Annotated in this window: 18 protein-coding genes and 2 pseudogenes; 8 read left to right on the top strand and 12 right to left on the bottom strand. The window is 55.3% G+C overall.

Annotated features, from left to right (window positions below; genetic code table 11):
• Positions 1–3: 3 nt before the first annotated feature.
• From Q1B46_RS16985 to Q1B46_RS16960, 6 genes are all read right to left on the bottom strand, one after another.
• Positions 4–792 (bottom strand): ABC transporter permease, encoded by a 789-nt coding sequence (locus Q1B46_RS16985; protein ID WP_299949813.1) that lies wholly within the window; start codon positions 790–792, stop codon positions 4–6.
• Positions 792–1691 (bottom strand): ABC transporter permease subunit, encoded by a 900-nt coding sequence (locus Q1B46_RS16980; RefSeq protein WP_299949811.1) that lies wholly within the window; start codon positions 1689–1691, stop codon positions 792–794. Before Q1B46_RS16980 ends, Q1B46_RS16985 begins: the two co-directional genes overlap by 1 nt.
• Positions 1692–1700: 9 nt before the next feature.
• The gene (locus Q1B46_RS16975) at positions 1701–2834 is read right to left on the bottom strand and encodes an ABC transporter ATP-binding protein (RefSeq protein ID WP_299949809.1); all 1134 of its coding nucleotides are present in this window, start codon (positions 2832–2834) and stop codon (positions 1701–1703) included.
• 70 nt (positions 2835–2904) lie between these two features.
• The gene (locus Q1B46_RS16970) at positions 2905–4008 is read right to left on the bottom strand and encodes an extracellular solute-binding protein (protein WP_299949807.1); all 1104 of its coding nucleotides are present in this window, start codon (positions 4006–4008) and stop codon (positions 2905–2907) included.
• A gap of 101 nt (positions 4009–4109) precedes the next feature.
• Entirely contained in the window at positions 4110–6212 is a 2103-nt protein-coding gene (locus Q1B46_RS16965; RefSeq protein WP_299949805.1) for an FAD-dependent oxidoreductase, read from the bottom strand.
• A gap of 10 nt (positions 6213–6222) precedes the next feature.
• On the bottom strand, positions 6223–6882 hold the full coding sequence (locus Q1B46_RS16960) for a TetR/AcrR family transcriptional regulator (RefSeq protein WP_299949804.1): 660 nt from the start codon (positions 6880–6882) through the stop codon (positions 6223–6225).
• 274 nt (positions 6883–7156) lie between these two features.
• Here Q1B46_RS16960 and Q1B46_RS16955 point away from each other — a divergent pair, with 274 nt between their 5' ends.
• The 5 genes from Q1B46_RS16955 to Q1B46_RS16935 all read left to right on the top strand — a co-directional run bounded on the left by Q1B46_RS16955 (position 7157) and on the right by Q1B46_RS16935 (position 13607).
• A complete protein-coding gene (locus tag Q1B46_RS16955; protein WP_299949802.1) occupies positions 7157–7912 on the top strand; it encodes a cupin domain-containing protein in 756 nt (251 codons plus the stop codon).
• Positions 7913–7925: 13 nt separating this feature from the next.
• Positions 7926–9401: an aldehyde dehydrogenase gene (locus tag Q1B46_RS16950; RefSeq protein WP_299949800.1), complete on the top strand. Its 1476-nt coding sequence runs from the start codon at positions 7926–7928 to the stop codon at positions 9399–9401.
• 69 nt (positions 9402–9470) lie between these two features.
• On the top strand, positions 9471–9800 hold the full coding sequence (locus Q1B46_RS16945; protein ID WP_299949798.1) for an SMR family transporter: 330 nt from the start codon (positions 9471–9473) through the stop codon (positions 9798–9800).
• Between the two features lie 28 nt (positions 9801–9828).
• The gene (locus Q1B46_RS16940) at positions 9829–11145 is read left to right on the top strand and encodes an FAD-binding oxidoreductase (protein WP_299949796.1); all 1317 of its coding nucleotides are present in this window, start codon (positions 9829–9831) and stop codon (positions 11143–11145) included.
• Positions 11142–13607, top strand: coding sequence for an FAD-dependent oxidoreductase (locus Q1B46_RS16935; RefSeq protein ID WP_299949794.1), 2466 nt, complete (start codon positions 11142–11144; stop codon positions 13605–13607). The genes Q1B46_RS16940 and Q1B46_RS16935 overlap by 4 nt, the downstream gene beginning before the upstream one ends.
• Before the next feature lie 443 nt (positions 13608–14050).
• On the opposite strand, the gene Q1B46_RS16930 is transcribed toward Q1B46_RS16935, so the two are convergent.
• On the bottom strand, positions 14051–14761 hold the full coding sequence (locus Q1B46_RS16930) for an IS6 family transposase (RefSeq protein ID WP_299949792.1): 711 nt from the start codon (positions 14759–14761) through the stop codon (positions 14051–14053).
• Between the two features lie 111 nt (positions 14762–14872).
• A pseudogene (locus Q1B46_RS16925) lies at positions 14873–15082 on the bottom strand (DDE-type integrase/transposase/recombinase); the annotation flags it as partial.
• Here Q1B46_RS16925 and Q1B46_RS16920 point away from each other — a divergent pair.
• On the top strand, positions 15082–15399 hold the full coding sequence (locus tag Q1B46_RS16920) for a hypothetical protein (protein ID WP_299949790.1): 318 nt from the start codon (positions 15082–15084) through the stop codon (positions 15397–15399). The pseudogene Q1B46_RS16925 and the gene Q1B46_RS16920 sit on opposite strands and share 1 nt — an antisense overlap.
• Before the next feature lie 17 nt (positions 15400–15416).
• Here Q1B46_RS16920 and Q1B46_RS16915 read toward each other — a convergent pair whose 3' ends face one another.
• Positions 15417–15710: a hypothetical protein gene (locus tag Q1B46_RS16915; RefSeq protein WP_299949788.1), complete on the bottom strand. Its 294-nt coding sequence runs from the start codon at positions 15708–15710 to the stop codon at positions 15417–15419.
• A 14-nt stretch (positions 15711–15724) separates the two neighbouring features.
• Here Q1B46_RS16915 and Q1B46_RS16910 point away from each other — a divergent pair, with 14 nt between their 5' ends.
• Together Q1B46_RS16910 and Q1B46_RS16905 are read left to right on the top strand one after the other, a co-directional pair.
• Complete coding sequence (locus Q1B46_RS16910; RefSeq protein ID WP_299949787.1) at positions 15725–16021, top strand: hypothetical protein; 297 nt, start codon at positions 15725–15727, stop codon at positions 16019–16021.
• A gap of 290 nt (positions 16022–16311) precedes the next feature.
• Positions 16312–17421 carry a TIGR00180 family glycosyltransferase gene (locus Q1B46_RS16905; protein WP_299949785.1) on the top strand — a complete coding sequence of 370 codons (1110 nt, stop codon included), beginning with the start codon at positions 16312–16314 and terminating at the stop codon, positions 17419–17421.
• Between the two features lie 288 nt (positions 17422–17709).
• On the opposite strand, the pseudogene Q1B46_RS16900 reads toward Q1B46_RS16905, so the two are convergent.
• The 3 genes and pseudogenes from Q1B46_RS16900 to Q1B46_RS16890 form a co-directional block, all read right to left on the bottom strand.
• Positions 17710–17890, bottom strand: a pseudogene (locus Q1B46_RS16900) (IS6 family transposase); the annotation flags it as partial.
• Positions 17891–18067: 177 nt separating this feature from the next.
• Positions 18068–18772 (bottom strand): WbqC family protein, encoded by a 705-nt coding sequence (locus Q1B46_RS16895; RefSeq protein ID WP_299949782.1) that lies wholly within the window; start codon positions 18770–18772, stop codon positions 18068–18070.
• Complete coding sequence (locus Q1B46_RS16890) at positions 18769–19521, bottom strand: CmcI family methyltransferase (protein ID WP_299949780.1); 753 nt, start codon at positions 19519–19521, stop codon at positions 18769–18771. The genes Q1B46_RS16895 and Q1B46_RS16890 overlap by 4 nt, the downstream gene beginning before the upstream one ends.
• Positions 19522–19645: the final 124 nt, after the last annotated feature.

Below are 19645 nucleotides of genomic sequence, written 5' to 3'. Positions count from 1 at the left end.
TCATTAGGTATTTTTGTCTCTGCGAAAATCTACATAAGCCGCGATACAGATACCCAATGCAACCACACTGATCAGGATGGTAGACAAGGCGTTGATCTCGGGGGAGACCCCCAACCGGACCGAAGAATAGAGTTTCATCGGCAAGGTGGTAGATCCGGGTCCGGCCGTAAAGGCCGCGATGACCAGATCATCCATCGAATAGGTGAAAGACAAGAGCCATGCCGATACCACTGCGGGAGAGATGATCGGCAGCGTGACCTGTGTAAAGGTTGCGAAGCTGGAAGCCCCGAGATCATAGGCGGCCTCTTCCAACGACCTGTCGAAACTAACTAGGCGCGAGGCGATCACCACTGCGGACAAAGCCAGATTGAAAGTGGTGTGGGCTATGACAATGGTCCAGAACCCGCGTTGTATATCCAGTGCCACGAACAGAAGAAGCAGCGATAGGCCAGTGATCACGACAGGCATCACAAGCGGGGCGAAGATCATGCCGGCAAACAGGGTTCGCCCCCAGAACCGTCCCATACGCACCAGGGTAATCGCAGCGAAGGATCCCAGGATCACCGCCATCGTCGACGACAGCGCCGCGATGCGCACAGTGTTCCAGGCGGCTTCCAGCATCTCGTCGTTTTGCAGAACCTCGGCATACCAGCGCAGCGAGAACCCTGTCCACACCGTCACCAGTCGACCGTCGTTGAACGAGAAGACCACAAGGATCAGCAGCGGCAGGTAGAAGAAGGCAAAGCCAAGGGTCAGCGAGGTTGCATTGATCCAGCTAGTCTTTCCGTGCATCAGATTTTCCCCAAATGACGTTCATGATGGCGCTGGAACAGCAGGATCGGCCCGATCAGGATCAAGAGCAGCAGGATCGCCAGCGCGCTGGCCACGGGCCAATCCCGGTTCGAAAAGAATTCGATCCACATGGTTTTTCCGATCATCACCGTTTGTGTACCGCCCAGGATATCCGGGATTACGAATTCTCCCATCGCAGGAATGAAGACTAGGAAGCAGCCCGCCAAAATGCCAGGCAGGGACAGTGGAAAGGTGATCTGCCAAAAGGCCGACAAACGCGAGCAGCCCAGATCCTCGGCTGCTTCCAGCAGGGTGCCATCCATCCTTTCGAGCGAAGCATAGAGTGGAAAGATCATCAGGGTCGAATAGGAGTAGACGATTCCGATATAGACCGCTGTTGTTGTGTTCATGATGATCAGCGGCTCGTCAATCACCCCCAAGCCCAGCAGAAGATTGTTTAGGAAGCCTTCGTTCTTCAGAATGCCGATCCAGGCGTAGATACGGATCAAGAAACTGGTCCAGAAGGGCAGGATCAGCGCCAGCAGCATCGGGGTGCGCCAGCGCCGGGGCGCGCGCACCATGCCATAGGCAACAAAATAGCCAAACACCAGGCAAAGCAGGGTCGAGACTGATGCGATTTTCAGGCTGTTCAGGATGGAGGTGACATAAAGGCTGTCGCCGGAGATCCAGACATAGCTTTCCAGGTCAAACTGGCGGAGCCGGTCGATCAGGCCCGACCAGCCATCCTCCAACCCCAATTGCGGGGTAAAGGGCGGGCGGGCGCGTGCCGCATCAGACAGCGAAATCTTCAGCACAAAGGCGAAGGGCACCAGGAAGAACAACAGCATCCAAAAAAAGGGGATGGCGATGAAAAGGCGGCGCAGCCAGCGTAGGTTCATGAACTCCTCCTAGTCCCTCACGGTTACGCAGGCACCTGCGCGCCAGTGCAGCCAGACTTTGTCGCCCCAGGTCAGCTCGCGCCGATCCAGAAGCATGCGGTTTGCCTCCTGCACCCGCATCAGGGCACCACTGTTCAGCCGGACCAGATAGGTCGAGGTGGCTCCGGTGTAGGAGATTTCCTCGATCTCGCCGGGCGCCATGTTGATATTATGGGCCGCGTCGGGCTGTGCCTTGGTTATGTGCACCTTTTCCGGGCGCAGCACCATTTTGGCCTGATCCCCGACGCTGTAGCCGTCTTCGGGTTGTGGGCGAATGACCATAGGCGTGTCACCGTTGTCCCAGCTGCAGGACAAGAGTTCACCGCTGGTGTCGGCGATGGTGATGTCGAACATGTTCACGTTACCGACAAAATCGGCGATGAAGGCGTTCGCCGGGTGTTCATAGATACGCGCGGGCTCGTCCACCTGAAGCAGCTGCCCGCCCTTCATGACAGCAATGCGGGTGGCGACGGTCATTGCCTCTTCCTGATCATGGGTCACGATGACGAAAGTCAGGCCGAGCCGTTCCTGAAGGTCGACAAGTTCAAACTGGGTCTCTTCGCGTAGTTTACGGTCCAACGCACCCAGGGGTTCGTCCAGCAACAACACCTTGGGCTTCTTGGCCAGCGACCGGGCCAGCGCAACGCGCTGACGCTGCCCACCCGACAGTTGATGCGGCTTGCGTCCGGCCAAGGTCTCCATCTGTACCAGCGACAGCATCTCGTCGACCCGCTCGCGCGTGGCTTTCTTGTCCCATCCGTCCTGTTTCAGTCCGAATGCTATGTTCTTCTCGACACTCATGTGCGGAAACAGCGCATAGGACTGGAACATCATGTTTACCTCGCGCCGGTTCGCCGGAACGCCTGACATATCCTGCCCGTTCAATAGAACCGATCCTGCGGAGGCATCCTCGAACCCGGCGATCATGCGCATTAGGGTGGTCTTGCCGCAGCCTGAAGGCCCCAGCAGGGCGAAGAATTCACCAGGGTAGATGTCCAGCGACAGATCCTGGATCGCGGTTAGGGTACCGTATTTCTTGGTGACTTTGTCGAAACGAATAAGCGGCTGTGCCGGTTCACCATTGGAACCCGTTGGGTGACGCATTGCGTATACCTTCCGTAGGGAGGGGAGAGAGGGCCCGGAGTGTGAGAGCTTCACCCCGAGCCCAACAGGACTACTGGCCGGTGACAACCCGGGTCCAGCCCCGTGTTATGATCCGTTCAGTCTTGAGCGACCTGACGGAATAGGTGAACAGGTTTTCGAATGCCTCCGCAGGTGGATAGACCGTCGGGTCATTCAACAGTTCTTCATCCACCAGATCCTTGGCCGCGATATTGGGCGAGCCATAGCGCACGTAGTTGGCATTCAGGGCAGCAATGTCAGGGCGCATCATGAAGTTGATGAAAGCGTGTGCCTCTTCGGGATTGGCAGCATCGGCGGTGACGGTAAAGCCTTCGAAATCGAAGGAAGATCCCTCTTCGGGAACGAAGAAGTTCAGCTCGACCCCATTTTCGGCCTCTTCCGCGGCACCCTTGGCTGACAGCGCATCGCCGCTCCAGGTCACGCCAAGACAGGTGTCGCCATTTGCCATATTGGTTTCAAGCCCGTCACCCGAGACTTTGCTGATGCTTGGCGACATCCCGACCAGCAATTCGATCGCCTGTTCCAGTTCGGCCGGGTCTTCTGAATTGGGGTTCAGTCCCAGATATTGCAGGGCCATCGCAATGAACTCGCTGCCTGAGTCCACAAGATGGATGCCGCAGTCCTGCAGCTTGCCCGCATATTCAGGGTCAAAGATCAGCGACCAGCTTTTTGGATAATCCGCGCCAAGACGTTCCTGTACCATGGCCTCGTTCACCACGATGCCGAAAGTCCAGAACGCATAGGGCACCATCAGTTGGTTGCCGGGATCATAGGGTTCCACACGGGTCAAAATCTCGTCCCATAGATTGTCCCAGTTGGTCAGTTTCGAACGATCCAGCGGCACGATGACACCCGCTTCGTGAAGGGTCACGGTGGCGATGCTAGAGGGCACCACAACGTCATAACCCGCATTGCCCGCCAGCAGCTTGGCTTCCATGAACTCCGAGCTGTCGAACGTGTCATAGACCACTTCGATTCCAGTTTCGGCCTCGAACATCTCAAGCGCGGTCTCGTCGATATAGTCGCTCCAGTTGAACAGATAGACCTGACGGTTGTCTGCCGTCGCCAGCGTGGTCGAGGCCAGAAGAAGCGCCGCCGCGCCGCCCCATTTCGCAAGTGTTTTAGTAAGTGCCATGTAGTCCTCCCATGAAAGGTTGAATGACCCGGTGGTCCTGTCAGAGACTGTGGGGGTGATCAGGCCGCATCAGTTGCGGATCCGGCCAGACGGTTCGGGGCCTATTCCGCGGCCATATTGGGCAGCACGGCCCCTTCGGGCGTCAGGCCGAAATCAATGCGGTCATGACGCATCTGTTCCAACTTCTCTTTTGGAACATCCAGTTCGCGGGCATAGCGATGCCCCGCATAGACGGCGGCGGCAATTACCGCCGGGGCTTCGCAATCCCCGATCCGTTTCAGGCTGAAGGGCAGCTTGTCTGCATCGCCGTCCACCTTGGCCAGCAGATCCTGATAGAGCCCGTCATTGGGCTGGCGCGAAGTCACGACCAGAAGATTGGACGCCTCCAGCTCCAGAGAGACTCCGGTGTAGACACATTCCATTTCGGCGGTGCCATCTTCGAACCAATCCAGTTCATGGCCGGTGACAAGCCTTACATTCAATCCCAACAGACGGGACTGGATGCGAATGCGTTCGGATGTCATCTCGGCCCAGTCGGCGACGCGGTCGGCCGGTGTGACGATCGTAACCTCGTTGCCGTTGGCGCGCAGCTGTTCAGCCATGATCGAGGACATGTAATAGCCCTCTTCATCATAGATCAGCACAGGGCCTTCGGGTCGTTTGCCATCCATGATGTCATCGGGCGTTAGAACCTTTTCCAGGTCTTTGCCGTGGGCGATCGGCTGGAACATCTCTTCGTCAAAGCGTTCCTTGCGCCAATGTGATCCGGTGGCGATTACCACGTGATCCGCTTCGGTCGCGTGCACATCTTCTGCTGTAAGTTGGCTTTCGCGGAAAATGTCGACATTGGGCATCTCAAGCAATGCCTGTTCGCGATAATCGCGTACACGGGCGTATTCGCTCATATTGGGCATAGCGGCCTCGCGGGTCACACGACCGCCAAGCACGCGTCGTCCTTCGGCCAGCATAACATTATAGCCACGCGCACCCAGAGCGCGGGCCGCCTCCAGACCAGAGGGGCCTGCGCCCACCACCAGCACAGAGGTATCACTTTTCTTTTCCTCGATCCGTTCCGGATGCCACCCTTTGCGCCATTCTTCGCCCATGGTCGGGTTTTGCGTGCAGCGGATTGGAACGCCGATCGAGTCACCTGAATAGCACATGTTGCAGCCGATACATTCTCTGATCGCTTCCGGGCGCCCCTCTTCGATCTTCTTGGGCAGGAACGGGTCCGCGATCGAGGGCCGCGCCGCGCCGATCAGATCGGTGATCCCGCGCTTTACCTGGCTGACCATCGTGTCGGGCGAGGTAAAGCGCCCCACTGTCACGACGGGTTTATCCGTCACCGATTTCACCCAACTCATGTAGTTTTCTAGCGGCGCTTCTTTCACGAAGCGCGAGGTGCCCATTTCGATGTCGTAGTCAACGATATTGATGTCCCACAGGTCAGGCATGTGGGCGATGCTTTCGAACAGCTCCTTGCGCTCACCGTAATAGGGCACGCCGTCCTGTTTCTCGACCTCATCGGCGGCAAAGCGCACGGCAACGGCACAGCGGTCGCCCACGGCCTCTTTTGTGTCCTGGATCAGCTCGCGCAGCAACCGCGACCGGTTTTCCATCGATCCGCCATATTCATCTGTACGCGTGTTGATGCGGCGATTGATGAAGTTGTCGAGCATATAGGCATGGGTGGCATAGACATAGACAATGTCGAATCTGGCCTCCTTCGCGCGCAGTGCTGCGTCGCGGTGCATTTTGCGGAAGTTTCGAATGTCGGTCTTATCCATCGCGCGGGTCTGGTAGGGGTGCCCCGACTTGTTGGGATAGCTCGCCAGATCCATTGAGACTTCACGTGTCATCAGGTTCGCAGTACGCGCGCCACCATACCACAGTTCGGCCCCGGCCAATCCACCATGTTCATGCACTTTATCGGTCATCAGGCGATGGGCGCGAATGTCGCTGTCATCCCACAAAGAGGCCGATGGGTGCGGCAAGTCATCGGAAGTATGGTGGATCGAGTTGTATTCCGTGCAGACCACACCCCAGCCACCTTCAGCCTTCACTCCGCGCATCTCGGCCAGAGTTCGCGGCCGCAGCCACCCCATGCCGGTGCAATGTGGAACCTGATAGAACCTGTTCTTTGTCGTGACAGGGCCAATTTTTACGGGCTCGAACAAGATATCGTAGCGGGGGTCTCGGGGCACGGGATTTCCTTTATTCTTTGGGTGGTCTCGTGAAATGTTTCGGGAAGATCAGCGCCAGATAAGTGCGGATCTCGCGTTTGGCGTGGTCGCGGGTCACTTCGGCGGGATAAACCATCATGTTCTGCCACTGGCCGTCATAGAGGTTTTCCAGCGTCAGCGTGGCATCCAGTGCATATTCCGGGTCATAACCGCCTTCGGCCACGATCTGATCGCACAGGTTCCGGGTGATCTCTTCGCGTTCTTCGTCGATGTCCTGAACGATCTGGCGATACAGTTTGCGGTGACCAACCTGTCCGTAGAATGCAAACCAGACCGAAAGTTTCTTGCGGTTGCAGATCGACGGGTGAAAATGCGCATCCACAATTGCCAGCAGCTTTTCGGTGGCTGACATCCCGGGCGCGTCGATCTGCTGTTTCCAGTGGTTGTGATGTTCCTGCGCGACATGGCGCAAGGTCTCTTCGAGCAGCTTTTCCTTGCTCGTGAAATGAAAGTTTGCCAGACCCAGAGACAACCCGGCGATCCCAGTGACCTTGGTCATCGTCGTGCTGGCCAGGCCGTTTTTGGCAATGCTTTCGATCGTGGCGTCAATCAGTTGCTGGCGCCGGACCTCTTTGGATGCGGTTCTGGGTTTGGCCTGGGCGATTTCGATCTTCTGGTTCGGACGTTTCATTCTATTCCTCCGGTCACGGACTTTCCTGATCCCGGTATGCCACATCTCGTCAGAATTTGGAGCTGCCTTCGCTACGTTGTCCCGTAGCTCTGCGACCTGCCCGTCATGATCGGCCATCCCGCGTGTCGCGGGCGGTCGACCTGGGCTGGATTTTACAGCAGCGGATGGCAATTTTTACACTCCATTGAACGATCATTCAATCAATGGGTTGATTTCTGAAACGAGTCAAGACAGTTTTTGATCAAAACTGTGAAGAGGGATTCTGGAGGAACCAATGACACCCAAATCGCGCGTTATCCGGCTGGAGAAAAACGGCCCCGATGGGCTGGGGCTTGCCCCCTTGGCGCTGGAGGAGGGTGATTTTCAGTCGCCTTTGCCGGTGCAGCATTACCACGAGTATTTCGCCGACGAGGACCTGGGGATCTCGGTCGGGATTTGGGACACAACCACGATGCAGGAGGTTTTCGGCCCCTATTCGACAGATGAATTCATCGTCGTGCTAGATGGGGCGTTTCAGATGGTAGATGGCGACGGTCGTTCGACTTCGGGCGGGGCAGGGGAATCGGTCTGTTTTCGCGCCGGGGCACCGATGAGTTGGAAGCAGGATGGCTATCTCAAGAAGTTCTATTTCACCTGGGAGAACCAAGCGGCGCTTGAAGCACCGCTTGATAGTGCGGCAAGGGCGACACGTGTGTTGGACAGCAACATCACGTTGGAGCGCATGGAAACGACCGCCCCGTTTGTCATTGCCGGTACGCCCCCTGAACAGCGCAACCACACACTCTTTACCAATGATGCCGAAAACTTCTTTGTCGGCACCTGGGAAACCGGGCCGATGCTCAGTGAGATGCGCCCCTTTCCGAGCTATGAATTTGTGCGCCTTCTAGAGGGTGAAATCACCATCACCGAAGAAAACGGGACGGAACAGAGTTTTGGACCTGGCGACTGTTTCTTCGTGCCCAAGGGCACGGTCTGCAGTTGGTCGATTACTGGCCGTGTGCGCAAACACTATGCGATTCTGGATATCTGAGGTGAGGAAGAAAATGACTGATTACAAAACAATAGCAGCGCGTTTGCGGCTCCCAGAGGCCATGATAATCGATGGTAAATCCGAGGTGGCCCAATCTGGCGAAACCTTTGACACTACCGATCCTGCCACTGGCGAGACTCTGGCGAAACTGCCTGCAGCGGGGCCCAAGGATGTGGATCTCGCGGTGGCCTCAGCGCGGCGCAGTTTCGAGGACGGTGTGTGGTCCGGCCTGCACCCTAGTGAACGCAAGCGCGTGCTTCAGAAACTGGCTGACCTGATTGATGCGGAAACGGACATGCTGGCGGTGATGGAAAGCATGGACGCAGGCAAGCCGATCAATGATTGCGTATCGATCGATGTGCCTGAAACCGCCAATTGCATCCGCTGGCACGCCGAGGCGCAGGACAAGCTTTACGATCAGATCGCACCCTCGGCCCCGGATGCGGTGGGGCTGATTGTACGCGAACCGATCGGCGTTGTGGCCGCCGTTCTGCCCTGGAACTTCCCTTTGATGATGATGGCGTGGAAGATTGGTCCGGCGCTGGCGACGGGTAACTCGGTGGTGGTGAAACCGGCCGAACAGACCAGCCTGACAGCCCTGCGTCTGGCCGAGCTTGCGCTGGAGGCCGGTGTACCGCCGGGGGTTCTGAACGTGGTGACTGGAATGGGCCCCGACGTCGGCGAACCGCTGGGTCGCCACATGGATGTGGATGCGCTGACTTTTACCGGTTCGACCGAGGTTGGGCGCTATTTCCTGGAATATGCAGCACAGTCCAACATGAAGGAGGTCTGCCTTGAGATGGGCGGCAAATCTGCAGCCGTCATTCTGGAGGACGCGGGCAATATTGATCAAATTGCCGAAATCCAGGCCAACGCGATTTTCTGGAACATGGGCGAGAACTGTACCGCCAACAGTCGGATCATTGCACATGCGACGGTCTATGATGATCTGGTGGCCGCGCTGGCGAAACAGGCGGCGACCTGGGTGATGGGCGATCCGCTGGATCCGGCCACACAGAACGGCCCGTTGGTCAGCGCGGAACACCTGGAAAAAGTCTGCGGTCTTGTCGCCATCGGCAAGGCCCAGGGTGCGCGGGTGGTCTATGGTGGGGATGCGGGCGAGGGGCTGATGTTCCAGCCCACCGTCTTTGCCGACGTCACGCCCGAGATGACCATTTTCCGCGAAGAGATATTCGGCCCAGTCGTTGCCGTGACTCGTGCCGAAAGCGACGAGGAGGCGGTTGCCATGGCAAATGCCACCGCTTACGGCCTGGCTGCCACACTCTACACCCGCGACATTACCAAGGCGCACCGCTATGCGCGCAAGCTGAAGGCGGGGACTGTGGGAGTGAACGCCTATTCCGAGGGCGAAATCTCAACCCCCTTCGGCGGATTCAAGGCTTCGGGTTTCGGCGGGCGTGACAACGGCGTCCACGCGCATGAGCAATATTCCGAGCTGAAAACGATCTGGATCGATTTGAACGGCTGACGCAAAGCGAAATCCTGAGGGGGCAGGGCGTAGACTTGCCCCTGCCACCGCAACTAAGACGAGGCACCCATGCACTATCTTTGGCTGATGCTGGCCATCATTACCGAAACCATAGGCACATCCGCACTTCAGGCCAGTGCTCAGTTCACGCGCCTCTGGCCCTCGGTTGTGGTGGTAGTAGGCTATGGGCTGTCGTTCTATTTCATGGCGCTGTCGCTGAAATTCATGCCGGTCGGCATCGTCTATGCGCTGTGGTCGGGCATCGGCATCGTGCTGATCGCCCTGATCGGAAAGTACTATTTCGGGCAGGATCTGGATATGCCCGCAATCTTTGGCATGGGCCTGATCATCGCGGGTATCCTGGTAATCCAGCTTTGTTCGAAAACCGCCACGCATTGATGGGTCGCCGAACAGAAGGAGGTCGCGAATGACCGATTTATCCGAACTAGAGCATACGAACTCCTACTATGCGGCGACGCAACGCGACAAGGGGATCTTTCCCACGTTTGAGGGCACGGTCCATACCGATATCTGCATCATCGGCGGTGGGTTGACCGGCGTAGCCACTGCAGTCGAGTTGGGCGAATATGGGCAGGATGTGGTTCTTCTGGAAGGGCGGCGCATTGGTTGGGGCGCATCGGGGCGCAACGGCGGGCAAATCATTGGCGGCTATGGTGAAGCACTGTCCATAGACCCCGCACGCACCCAGGCCCATTTTGGTGCCGAGGCAGTCGATGACCTCAACCGGATGAGCGTGGAATGTGTCGATATCATCCGCGACCGCGTCGCCAAGTATAATATCCAATGCGATCTGCGCTGGGGCTACCTGGATGTCGCACGCAACAGGCGCGAGATGCGCGGCATTGCAAAGATGTTCGCGAACTACCAGGGTGCGAGCTATCCGCATGAGATCCGGTTGCTCGATCGGGGAGAGTTGCGCGACTACCTCGGCACGGGTTCTTATGTCGGCGGCATGGCCAATACCGGGTATGGGCATCTGCATGTGCTGGATCTGTGCAAAGCCGAGGCACGCATCGCCGAAAGCCTGGGCGCGCGCATCTTCGAACAGTCCCTGGTCACTAGCCTGACCCGAGGGGCAAAAATTCGTATCCATACCGGGCAGGGCACGGTGATTGCCGATCGCGTGGTGCTAGCGGGCAACGGGTATCTGTCGCAACTGGCTCCGGAGGTGGCGCCGGAACTGACGCGCTATGTTCTGCCGGCGACCAGCTATGTCATTGCCACCGAACCTCTGGGCGAGGACTTGGCCCGCTCGGTGATGCAGAAGAATTTCGCCACCTGCGACCAGCGCACCGCGTTGGATTACTTCCGGCTCAGCGCGGACAATCGCATGCTGTTCGGCGGGTTATGCAACTATTCGGCGCGCGACCCGCGTTCGATCACCGGCACGATGGTCAAGCGGATGAAATCGGTGTTCCCGCAGCTGTCCGATGTAATGATCGACTATCATTGGGGCGGGCATATGGGCATTGGCCTCAATCGTATTCCGCAATTGGGCCTGTTGGACGAGAACATCTTCTATGCCCAGGCCTATTCCGGGCATGGCGTGGCCCCCACTCATATGTCGGGTCGTATTTTGGCCGAAGCTCTGGTCGGTGACGCCCGGCGCCTCGAACTTATGGCGGGCGTGGCGCACAAACCCTTCCCCGGCGGCCGGATGTTGCGCCATGCGCTCTTTGCCACTGGTATGGCCTACTACAAACTCAAGGATGAACTTGTATGACGCAGAAAACCCTTCCCGCACAGGCCCAGACAGTGATCATCGGCGGCGGCTCCATCGGCTGCAACACCGCCTATCATCTGACAAAACTGGGCATGACCGACGTGGTGGTACTTGAGCAGGATCGCCTGACCTCGGGCACCACCTGGCATGCCGCGGGGCTGATTGTCAGCGGCCTTCTGAGCAGTGAAGTCGAAGTCGAGATATGCCGCTATACCCGCGAACTCTATGCAGGTCTGGAAAAGGAAACCGGCGTCTCGACTGGGTTTCGCGATGTGGGCTATCTGCAGGTCGCCTGTGATTACGAACGCGTCCATGAAATGCGTCGCGTGGCCCCGTTCATGCGCCGACATGGGATCAACATACACGAGATTTCCATAAAAGAAGCACAGGACCTGTTCCCTGTCGGTGATTTGAGCGATGTGCAGGCGGCGTTTTATACTCCTGAAGAAGGCCGGGCCAATCCGGTGGACGTGACTATGTCACTGGCCAAAGGCGCACGCATGGGCGGGGCGAAGATATTTGAAGATGTGCGGGTGGATGAAATTCTGACAAAAAACGGAACCGCCACCGGAGTGCGCACCCGGGATGGGCAAGTTATTCAGGCTGAGAATGTGGTGATTTGCGGAGGAATGTGGTCGCGCCAATTGGGTGCGAAAGCAGGGGTCAATCTGCCACTTCAGGCCTGTGAGCACTACTATCTGATCACTGAAAACATAGATGGCCTGCCGCGCGACCTGCCGGTTCTGGAAGACCCCCATTGCAACACCTATTTTCGCGAGGAAATGGGTGGATTAATGATCGGTCTATTCGAACCCGGTGATGCTGCTTGTTGGAACCTCGACAGTATTCCTGACGATTTTGCCTTTGGTGAACTGCCACCCGACTGGGAGCGGATGATGCCCCATCTTGAGAAATCCTATGCCCGAATCCCTTCGGCACTGAACACCGGCGTGCGCAAGTTTTTCTGTGGGCCGGAAAGTTTCACCCCGGATCTGCAGCCGCTGGTTGGTGAAACGCCCGAGTTGCGCAATTGTTTCGTGGCGGCTGGAATGAACTCGTTGGGGATTTTGACAGGGGCAGGCGTGGGGCGGATTCTGGCCGAATGGATCGTGACCGGCCATCCGCAGCATGATGTGACCGGGATCAACGTGAATCGTTTCACCCGCGCTGAAAACACCCCCGCCTTCCGGCGGGATCGTACCAAGGAAAGTTTGGGCAAGCTATTGGGCATCAAGTACCACAATGAAAGCTGGAAGACCGCGCGCGGGGTCAAACAGTCGGTGTTGCATGATCGGTTGAAAGCAGCCGGTGCCTATTTTATCGAAAGCCATGGCTGGGAAATGGCTGATTGGTTTGCTCTTTCTCCGGATGCGGCGCATATCGAACGATACAGCTGGGGCCGACAGAACTGGTGGGATTGGCACGCCGAAGAACACAACGCCGCGCGCGAGGACGTGGTGTTGATGGACATGTCCTTCATGTCGAATTTCATCGTGCAAGGCCGCGATGCGTGTGTATTCCTCAACCGGCTTAGCTGCAATCAGATCGACGTGCCACCCGGTACCATCGTCTATACTGCCTGGGTGAACGAACAGGGCGGGTTCGAGGGGGATTTGACCATTACCCGATTGGAGCGGGACAAGTTCATGGTGATCTGCGGTGACAACGCTCATGGTCACACGAAACAGCATATGCACAAACACCTGTGTGAAGATGAGTTTGTGACGATCTTTGACGCCAGCTCTGCCACCACTCAGATCAATATCCACGGCCCCAAATCGCGCGCGTTGTTGGAAGTACTGACCAGTGCAGACATGTCGAACGAGGGTTTTCCCTTCCTTCAGGCACGCCAGATCGACATTGGTTATGCCGAGGTGCTGGCCATTCGCGTGACCTATGTGGGCGAGCTGGGATGGGAGCTGCACGTGCCCAACATGCATGCAGTTCAGGTGTATGACCTGCTGGTGAAGGCGGGGGCAGAGTTTGGCCTTCGCCATGCGGGCGTCCAGACGCTTAGTTCGTTGCGACTGGAGAAAGCCTATCGTGATTTTGGCGTTGACGTGGATAACACCGATAATCCGATCGAGGCCGGGCTGGGCTTTGCCGTGAAACTCGACAAGCCCGGTGGGTTTATCGGACGCGACGCGCTGGCTGCGATCAAGGTAAGAGGTGTGCCGACCACGCGAATGCTGCAGTTTCTGCTCAAGGATCCTGAACCATTACTTTATGGTTCCGAGCTGGTCTATTTGGATGGCGAGGTGGTTGGACATCTGCAGGTCGGTGCCTACGGGCATAGCCTGAGCGGCGCGACCGGCATCGGTTTTGTCGAGGCCGAGGAACCGTTAACCAGGGCGAAAGTTGACATCGGCGCTTGGGAGATTGAGGTCGCTGGCCGGAGAATCCCGGCACTTGCCTCGCTGTCACCATTGTTCGACCCGAAAATGGAACGGATTCGCTGCTGAACGATAAAGGGGACCCAAATGTGCCTCCTGCGGCTGGCGTTGGCCGTCCTCTCCAAAGGCTTCGGTTCATCCGATTTGAGAAGAAGATCAATACCGGCGTGGATTGTCATGAAGCTGCATCAAAATAGGGTTTTGGTCGGGATGCCTCGATTGGTTTCGTTTTGTTCAAGGCTTTCCGATGTCTACTGATGCCGACTTCGAATCAAAACTACCTCGGCCAAAGTGGCTGACGGGACGGTGTAACGCCAGCCAATGCTGGTATCCTGACACCATTTCAGAACGGCGTGAGATGTCATTCCCGTTCCGTTGTCGCTGACAATCATGTCTGCCTGACCGCGCCAGCTGATCAAATCCTCCAATGGCCTTATTGCAAAGTTCTGACCGCGCAAAGTTGTTCTGCCGGGGTGTTGTCTGTCGTTGGTGCAACGTGTGTTGGCAGGAGATCAGGCGGTCAGTTCTGTGGTCCAATCAGCCCATAGGCTGAACGCATCGGTGCGGGAGTTACGGTATGAGCTGGCGATGAGTTCACGTCGTCGAGGGCGGAAGATCAGGTTAATCTGGTCGTGTGCTGAATGAAATCTCTGAGTCTGCTCGCATGACTTGAACTGGCCAAATATCTTCTCACGTATGTGGGTCGACGGATGCGACACTTCGATCGCGTTGTTCAAGCCGTTGTGGGTACGGTGGTGCGCATCCGGCGCCAATGTTTTGATAGGCTTGATGTAGCTGCGCATTTTGTTTGTGACAACGAATCTTGGCACGCCGAACTGGATAGGTGGTCGAGTCAGATACCGCTTTGCCGCCTTTGCGTTTCGACGCATTTGCATAAGAATATCAAGCGCGCCTCCGTTTGCTTCAATCGCCCGCCACAGCCAATGCTTCTTGCCTCGGATCGTGATCACAACTTCGCCCAGATGCCACTTGTCATTTGCGCGCGAACAATCCCGGCAGATGCAATCTCCGAAATGTTGGCCAAAGCGATTGATCCAGAGCCGGATTGCTTCTCGGCTGACAATCACACCCCGCTCCGCCAGAAGATCCTCGACCTCAGCCACGCTCATAGCGAAACGATGGTAGGCCCAAACTGTGTAAGCAATGATCTCGCGGCGATAACAGAACCCTATAAGGCGAGGCATTTTGGTTGGGATTTTCATGATCTGGGGATAGCGTGTTCATACCCAATGAACAAATTTGCAGTACCGGTCATGGAAAGGTTCCGTTGCAAAGTTTTAGGTTGCTCAAATGGAATTGGGATTACTTCGGGTTCAGATTACCAACTCGGAGAATTGACGGAACGGACAGATTCCAGGTGGCAATTGGCCCGCGCGGATCATGTGCGCCACTTCGCTTCCATCGAGCGTTTCCGCCACTAAAGCGAAGGACTTGAACTCAAGCATTGGCCGCGTGCGCCTCTTGATGAACAGGTGGTCCTGTTCGACGATGTTGTTCAGGTATCTCCACCTCACCATCTCTATTGGTATCGGGCAGCCGATGCTCTTCAGAATTTTTCGATCGCTTTCTCCATGGAGAGGCCACTTCCGCACTTAATCGCGAATTTCGAGATACTGAAGCAAAAACAGCCAACAGTTTGCGGGTGGGCCCAATTGGGCGATTTACAGCCATCAACGTGGTGTTTGATCTCGACATAATATACATCGTGCCTGCCTCCAAGTGGGACGAACACAAAAACGACGGACAATGCAATTTGGTCAACTCCGCCAAAGGTGCAATCCGCGCCCGATACGGGTGGGGAGTTTCAATCGTTTCAGAATTGCGTGGGTATGATCTTTGATAGTCGCAAACGGTATACTAAGTTATTTTCATCACACGGTTTAGAAGGCCTTCGATAATCAGCTCGGCCATCTGTCCCCGCAGCTTTGTCAGTGATGCCAGCAGTTTAGCCTTTTCCGGGTTGGCCATAATTTTGACCAAGAGCGCCCCGATTACATTGCTGGCCGCGATATCCAGATGCATGTGCAGCCCGGGCCATGCGCATTTGATCAGTGGCATCGGAATTTTCACCGGAATGGGGCGCGGGGCGTCATCGCCAACGAGCCATACCGTCTTTTTCAGCGCATCAAAAACACGTTCATCTATTGCCATAAAGGAGCCACTTCATGAACGAATTGACGTTTAAGATCAGCAATTTTTTCTTCACAATGCAAGCCGGGCCGCAGGGTCTGGACATGCTGGCAACCATGTTTGCTGAGGATACAACCTATACTGAACCATTCTCGGGTCAGAGAGAACCACACAAAGGGCGCAGGGCAATTGTGGCAGCCTCTGCCACCAGCAGGCCGGACGCCTTTAACGACGGACAAAGTCGTTGGCTCGCTTTCCGATGCAATCGCGAACTTCGCGATGACCGAGAAGATGGACATTTAGGCAGTCGCTTCAGCTACGGCAAGGCATGACGGGATCGAGGTCACACACATGGTCCGTAAGGGCCAGCTCAAGTCTGGAATCTGTCGTTATAAACAATTGGCTGAACTGGCTGCCTAACTTCGGTGTGATCGCAAGAACAACTATGTGCGTTAGAAAATTTTGCAGCAAATCCCGGCAAATGTCTGCGACACATTCCGAGACAGTCCTGCCTGCCTCAACCGAAATCCTTCAGACAGAACCGTAATTGACTTTTAACTTCTTGGGATGGCAAACCAATGCAAATAGCCCATGTCCCATTCCCCGTGTCGAGAAAAATACAATGTCGCCAATTGTTATACCAACGCGAAACAGACCGATGTCCCTTCGCCTGCTTCTCAACTACATATCGAAATTTTATCCAGGGCAACGTATCGTCATCGCAGACGGAAGTCATTCGTCATACTCAAATGCATACGATGCGGCGGTTGCCGAATATAGCGCGCACCTTCAGATAGAATATCTGAGATATCCTGTAGAATTGCCTCTAGGAGATCGCGTGTTCGATTGTGTCGAAAAACTGGATGACGATATCATCTTTGTAGGGGCAGACGATGATTTTCCAGTCTTAGACACACTGAAGACTGGCGCAGAGTTTTTGGAGCAAAACGAAGACTACGTACTCGCCATGGGTGCCAACGTGATGCTGAACCGCGAAAGCCAATCTCACTTCAAGGCAAAATTGTTACACGCGAGAACGATCGCCGATAGCGATCCAGCGGTTCGCATTCGAGAGTTCATTGCGTGGCCGTTTGCAACAAGCTACGCAGCGACACGACGTGAGCATTACATTGATCGCTGTAAAAACGTGAAACTAAACGCGATGACGATTTTTGGCGACTACAACGTTGCCTTTCACGACTGCCTCGTCGGCAAAATAAAATCGCTGCCAAAGATTGGGTACTTTACAACTAAACTGCCGACCCACTCCCGGTTAGAAAAACCAAATAAATTACACTTTCTGGAGAATGCAGGTGATGTACTGCGTCTTAGGGATTATTACATCGACACGCTGACGTCATCCCTTAAGCTCACCGAGCACGATGCTGCAGCTTTGGCCAATCAAATGATTGGTACGAAAATCGCTCATTTCGTCGATAACGCCCCGCACTTCAAACAAGGGTTTGGGCATTCAGCGCTTTTTGCTGAAAAGACTGTACAAAAACAATATCAAGCCTTTCATGACTTGTTTGGTGAGGGTAATAAAACACGCGAAGCCTTGGTTCCTAAACTTCGGTTTATTGTCGACAGTATGCAAAGCATTTTTGAACAAAATACGGACAATCTCGGTGAGCCAACAGAATACAGGTCTTTGGAAGATATGATCAAACCGATAAATTCTCCACAAGACGCGCATCAGACTTCTAATCTGACCGAGGCAGGCGAGCTATGATAAGAAAGTTCAGGCGAAGACTGGCAAGGTTCGTGTCGCCGGACCCGCAAAAAGCCCCTAACCCAAAGCCAAAATCCACCAACCCAAAGTTTTCTATTCCCTTTTCGACAGAAACACTTTTGAAAGAGAGTAGCAACACAAAGGCCCCCCCGGCAACGTGCCGCCGCAAAAAACCGAAAATTTAGATGGTGGCAAAAGGTAGTGATGGCGTTGTCAGACCAGTTCGAACGAGTCTCAGTGTCCCGCTGAGTACGAGAACCCATCTGGAACAAAGCCGGCGACACTCAGCAAAGCGGCGATTCGACTAAAATTGAAGCTGTCTCTTGAACAGAGGCATCGTTCCCGATTGAAGTGGTTGTGGATCGAAGAAAGGACGGATGCAGAATCTCTGCAAACATTGCATTTGCCTAAAGCGGAGCATCACCCGTTCTCGTCGTCAAAAAGGCAAGCACGAATTCTCAGCTCGATTGACGCAACCTTGGCGGGAGCTCTTGTCTCACAACCAGTGGCGACGATGAGTGCTACTTACCCGTTCGGGCATGACAAAGGATTGTGCGGCGGTTTGGCCGAGCATTTTGAACGAATCCCTCACAGAGGCCGCGCGAAATACACTGGAATGCAAGGACGCCTATGTCTGATGTGGGTTTTAAAGAAACTCTTTCCAGTGACATGTACGCGGATTTAGATACTTTGCAGCTTGAGAGGGTCCCACATGTGCTAACAGGTCAAGGCCTGTCACGAAGGGCGAAAAATCATCTTCAGCTCGCCCCCACGGCCTGACATCGTATTCCATGTATTCGACGTCGATCCCTGCCAATTGAAACTCCCTGTGTTCCAGATAGTTTCGCGCACCATGGCCGGTTACATAGCGTGTTCCACCCAATTCTCGGACGATTTGCATGACCCGTTCCGACCCGTGCCCCCCAATATTCAAATCAGTGCTGAGGTAGGTGCTTTCGGGTGCAACTCCGCAATTGGATGCCAGATCTTCACTGCTGGCAATCAGGGCGTCGCAGAGGTTATCGTATCGCCCCAGTCCTTGAACTAAGGCCGATGCGGTGTCTAAATAGGGTGTTTCTTTCAGCGATTGTTTGAGTTTCGCAACGTGACTTTCAAGCCAGCTGGGGTTGGCGGCGGTAAGATCGGCGATCTTGGTGCTACTGCCAGTGTGCTTGACCGGAACACTGAGCCAGGACGTGCCTGATGGCAGCTTTACCTGCACCCGATTGGTAAACGAACCCTTGGAGAACTGTGCATCTACCAACCAAACAACTACATCAGCCAACGCGAGTTGGGCCAAAAAACCTGGCCAAGGAAAATACATGGGCTGCGAAATGACAACGGTGGTCATGCGGGTTTGCGGCGAATGTACCCACCTGGCGAAGATGACAGCACAAGCTTGCCGTTCAACACTGGATCAACTTCGAAGATATCAACTTCTGACATGTAGTCACTAAGCGCCGATAACGGCTCGTTCCCGGCAAACCACGATTTTGACCGATTTTGCGGGCTGTCCTCTTGAGCGACATGCCCGATCATCGTATCTGCAACAACCATGTAGCACCCTGGTGTCACCAGCGGGCCGTAGGCACGGCATTCGGCCAGAACGTGATCGCGGCTGTGGTCACTGTCTAGAACTACCATGACTTTGGCGCCTTCAGGGATTTCGGCACGCACGGCGGCCAGTGTTTCCTCGCTGGTCGACGGCCCCTCAATTAGGGTGACACGTTTCGACATCGGGTGTTTGGTGATTGTGTCGCGGTTGTGAGCGCGGATATCTATGTCGACTCCGATTACGAAACCGTTGTCAATCAACTGCAATAGAGATGCCATAAACAGCACCGAGCCGCCGCGTGCCACGCCGGTTTCGATAATGACATCGGGCTTGGTGTTCCAGATTACTTCCTGTGTCGCCATCACATCTGCAGGCATCTGAATGATGGGTGCACCCATCCAGCTCCACAGATAGGAGTAGTCATAAGGATCAAGTTGCAACATATGTGCAATTGAACTCTGAAAAACATGCTCGTCTTGCCCAAGCGCCAAGCATTGCTTTTTCTTGTGTGCTTCAAACTCTTTGCGGTCGTCATTTGACGTCATGATTTGCCTTCAGCATTTTTCAAGTGATTTGCCATGCTCTGGCGCTCTCATTTAAGCTTTGTTACGGGTCGTGTCACCACCCATTGTGTGAGTAATGTCTTTTTGTGGAGAGCAGTCGCGTAGG

This window comes from uncultured Ruegeria sp., assembly GCF_947500045.1.
Taxonomy (GTDB): Bacteria; Pseudomonadota; Alphaproteobacteria; order Rhodobacterales; family Rhodobacteraceae; genus Ruegeria.
This window is presented reverse-complemented; position numbering and strand designations above follow the sequence as displayed.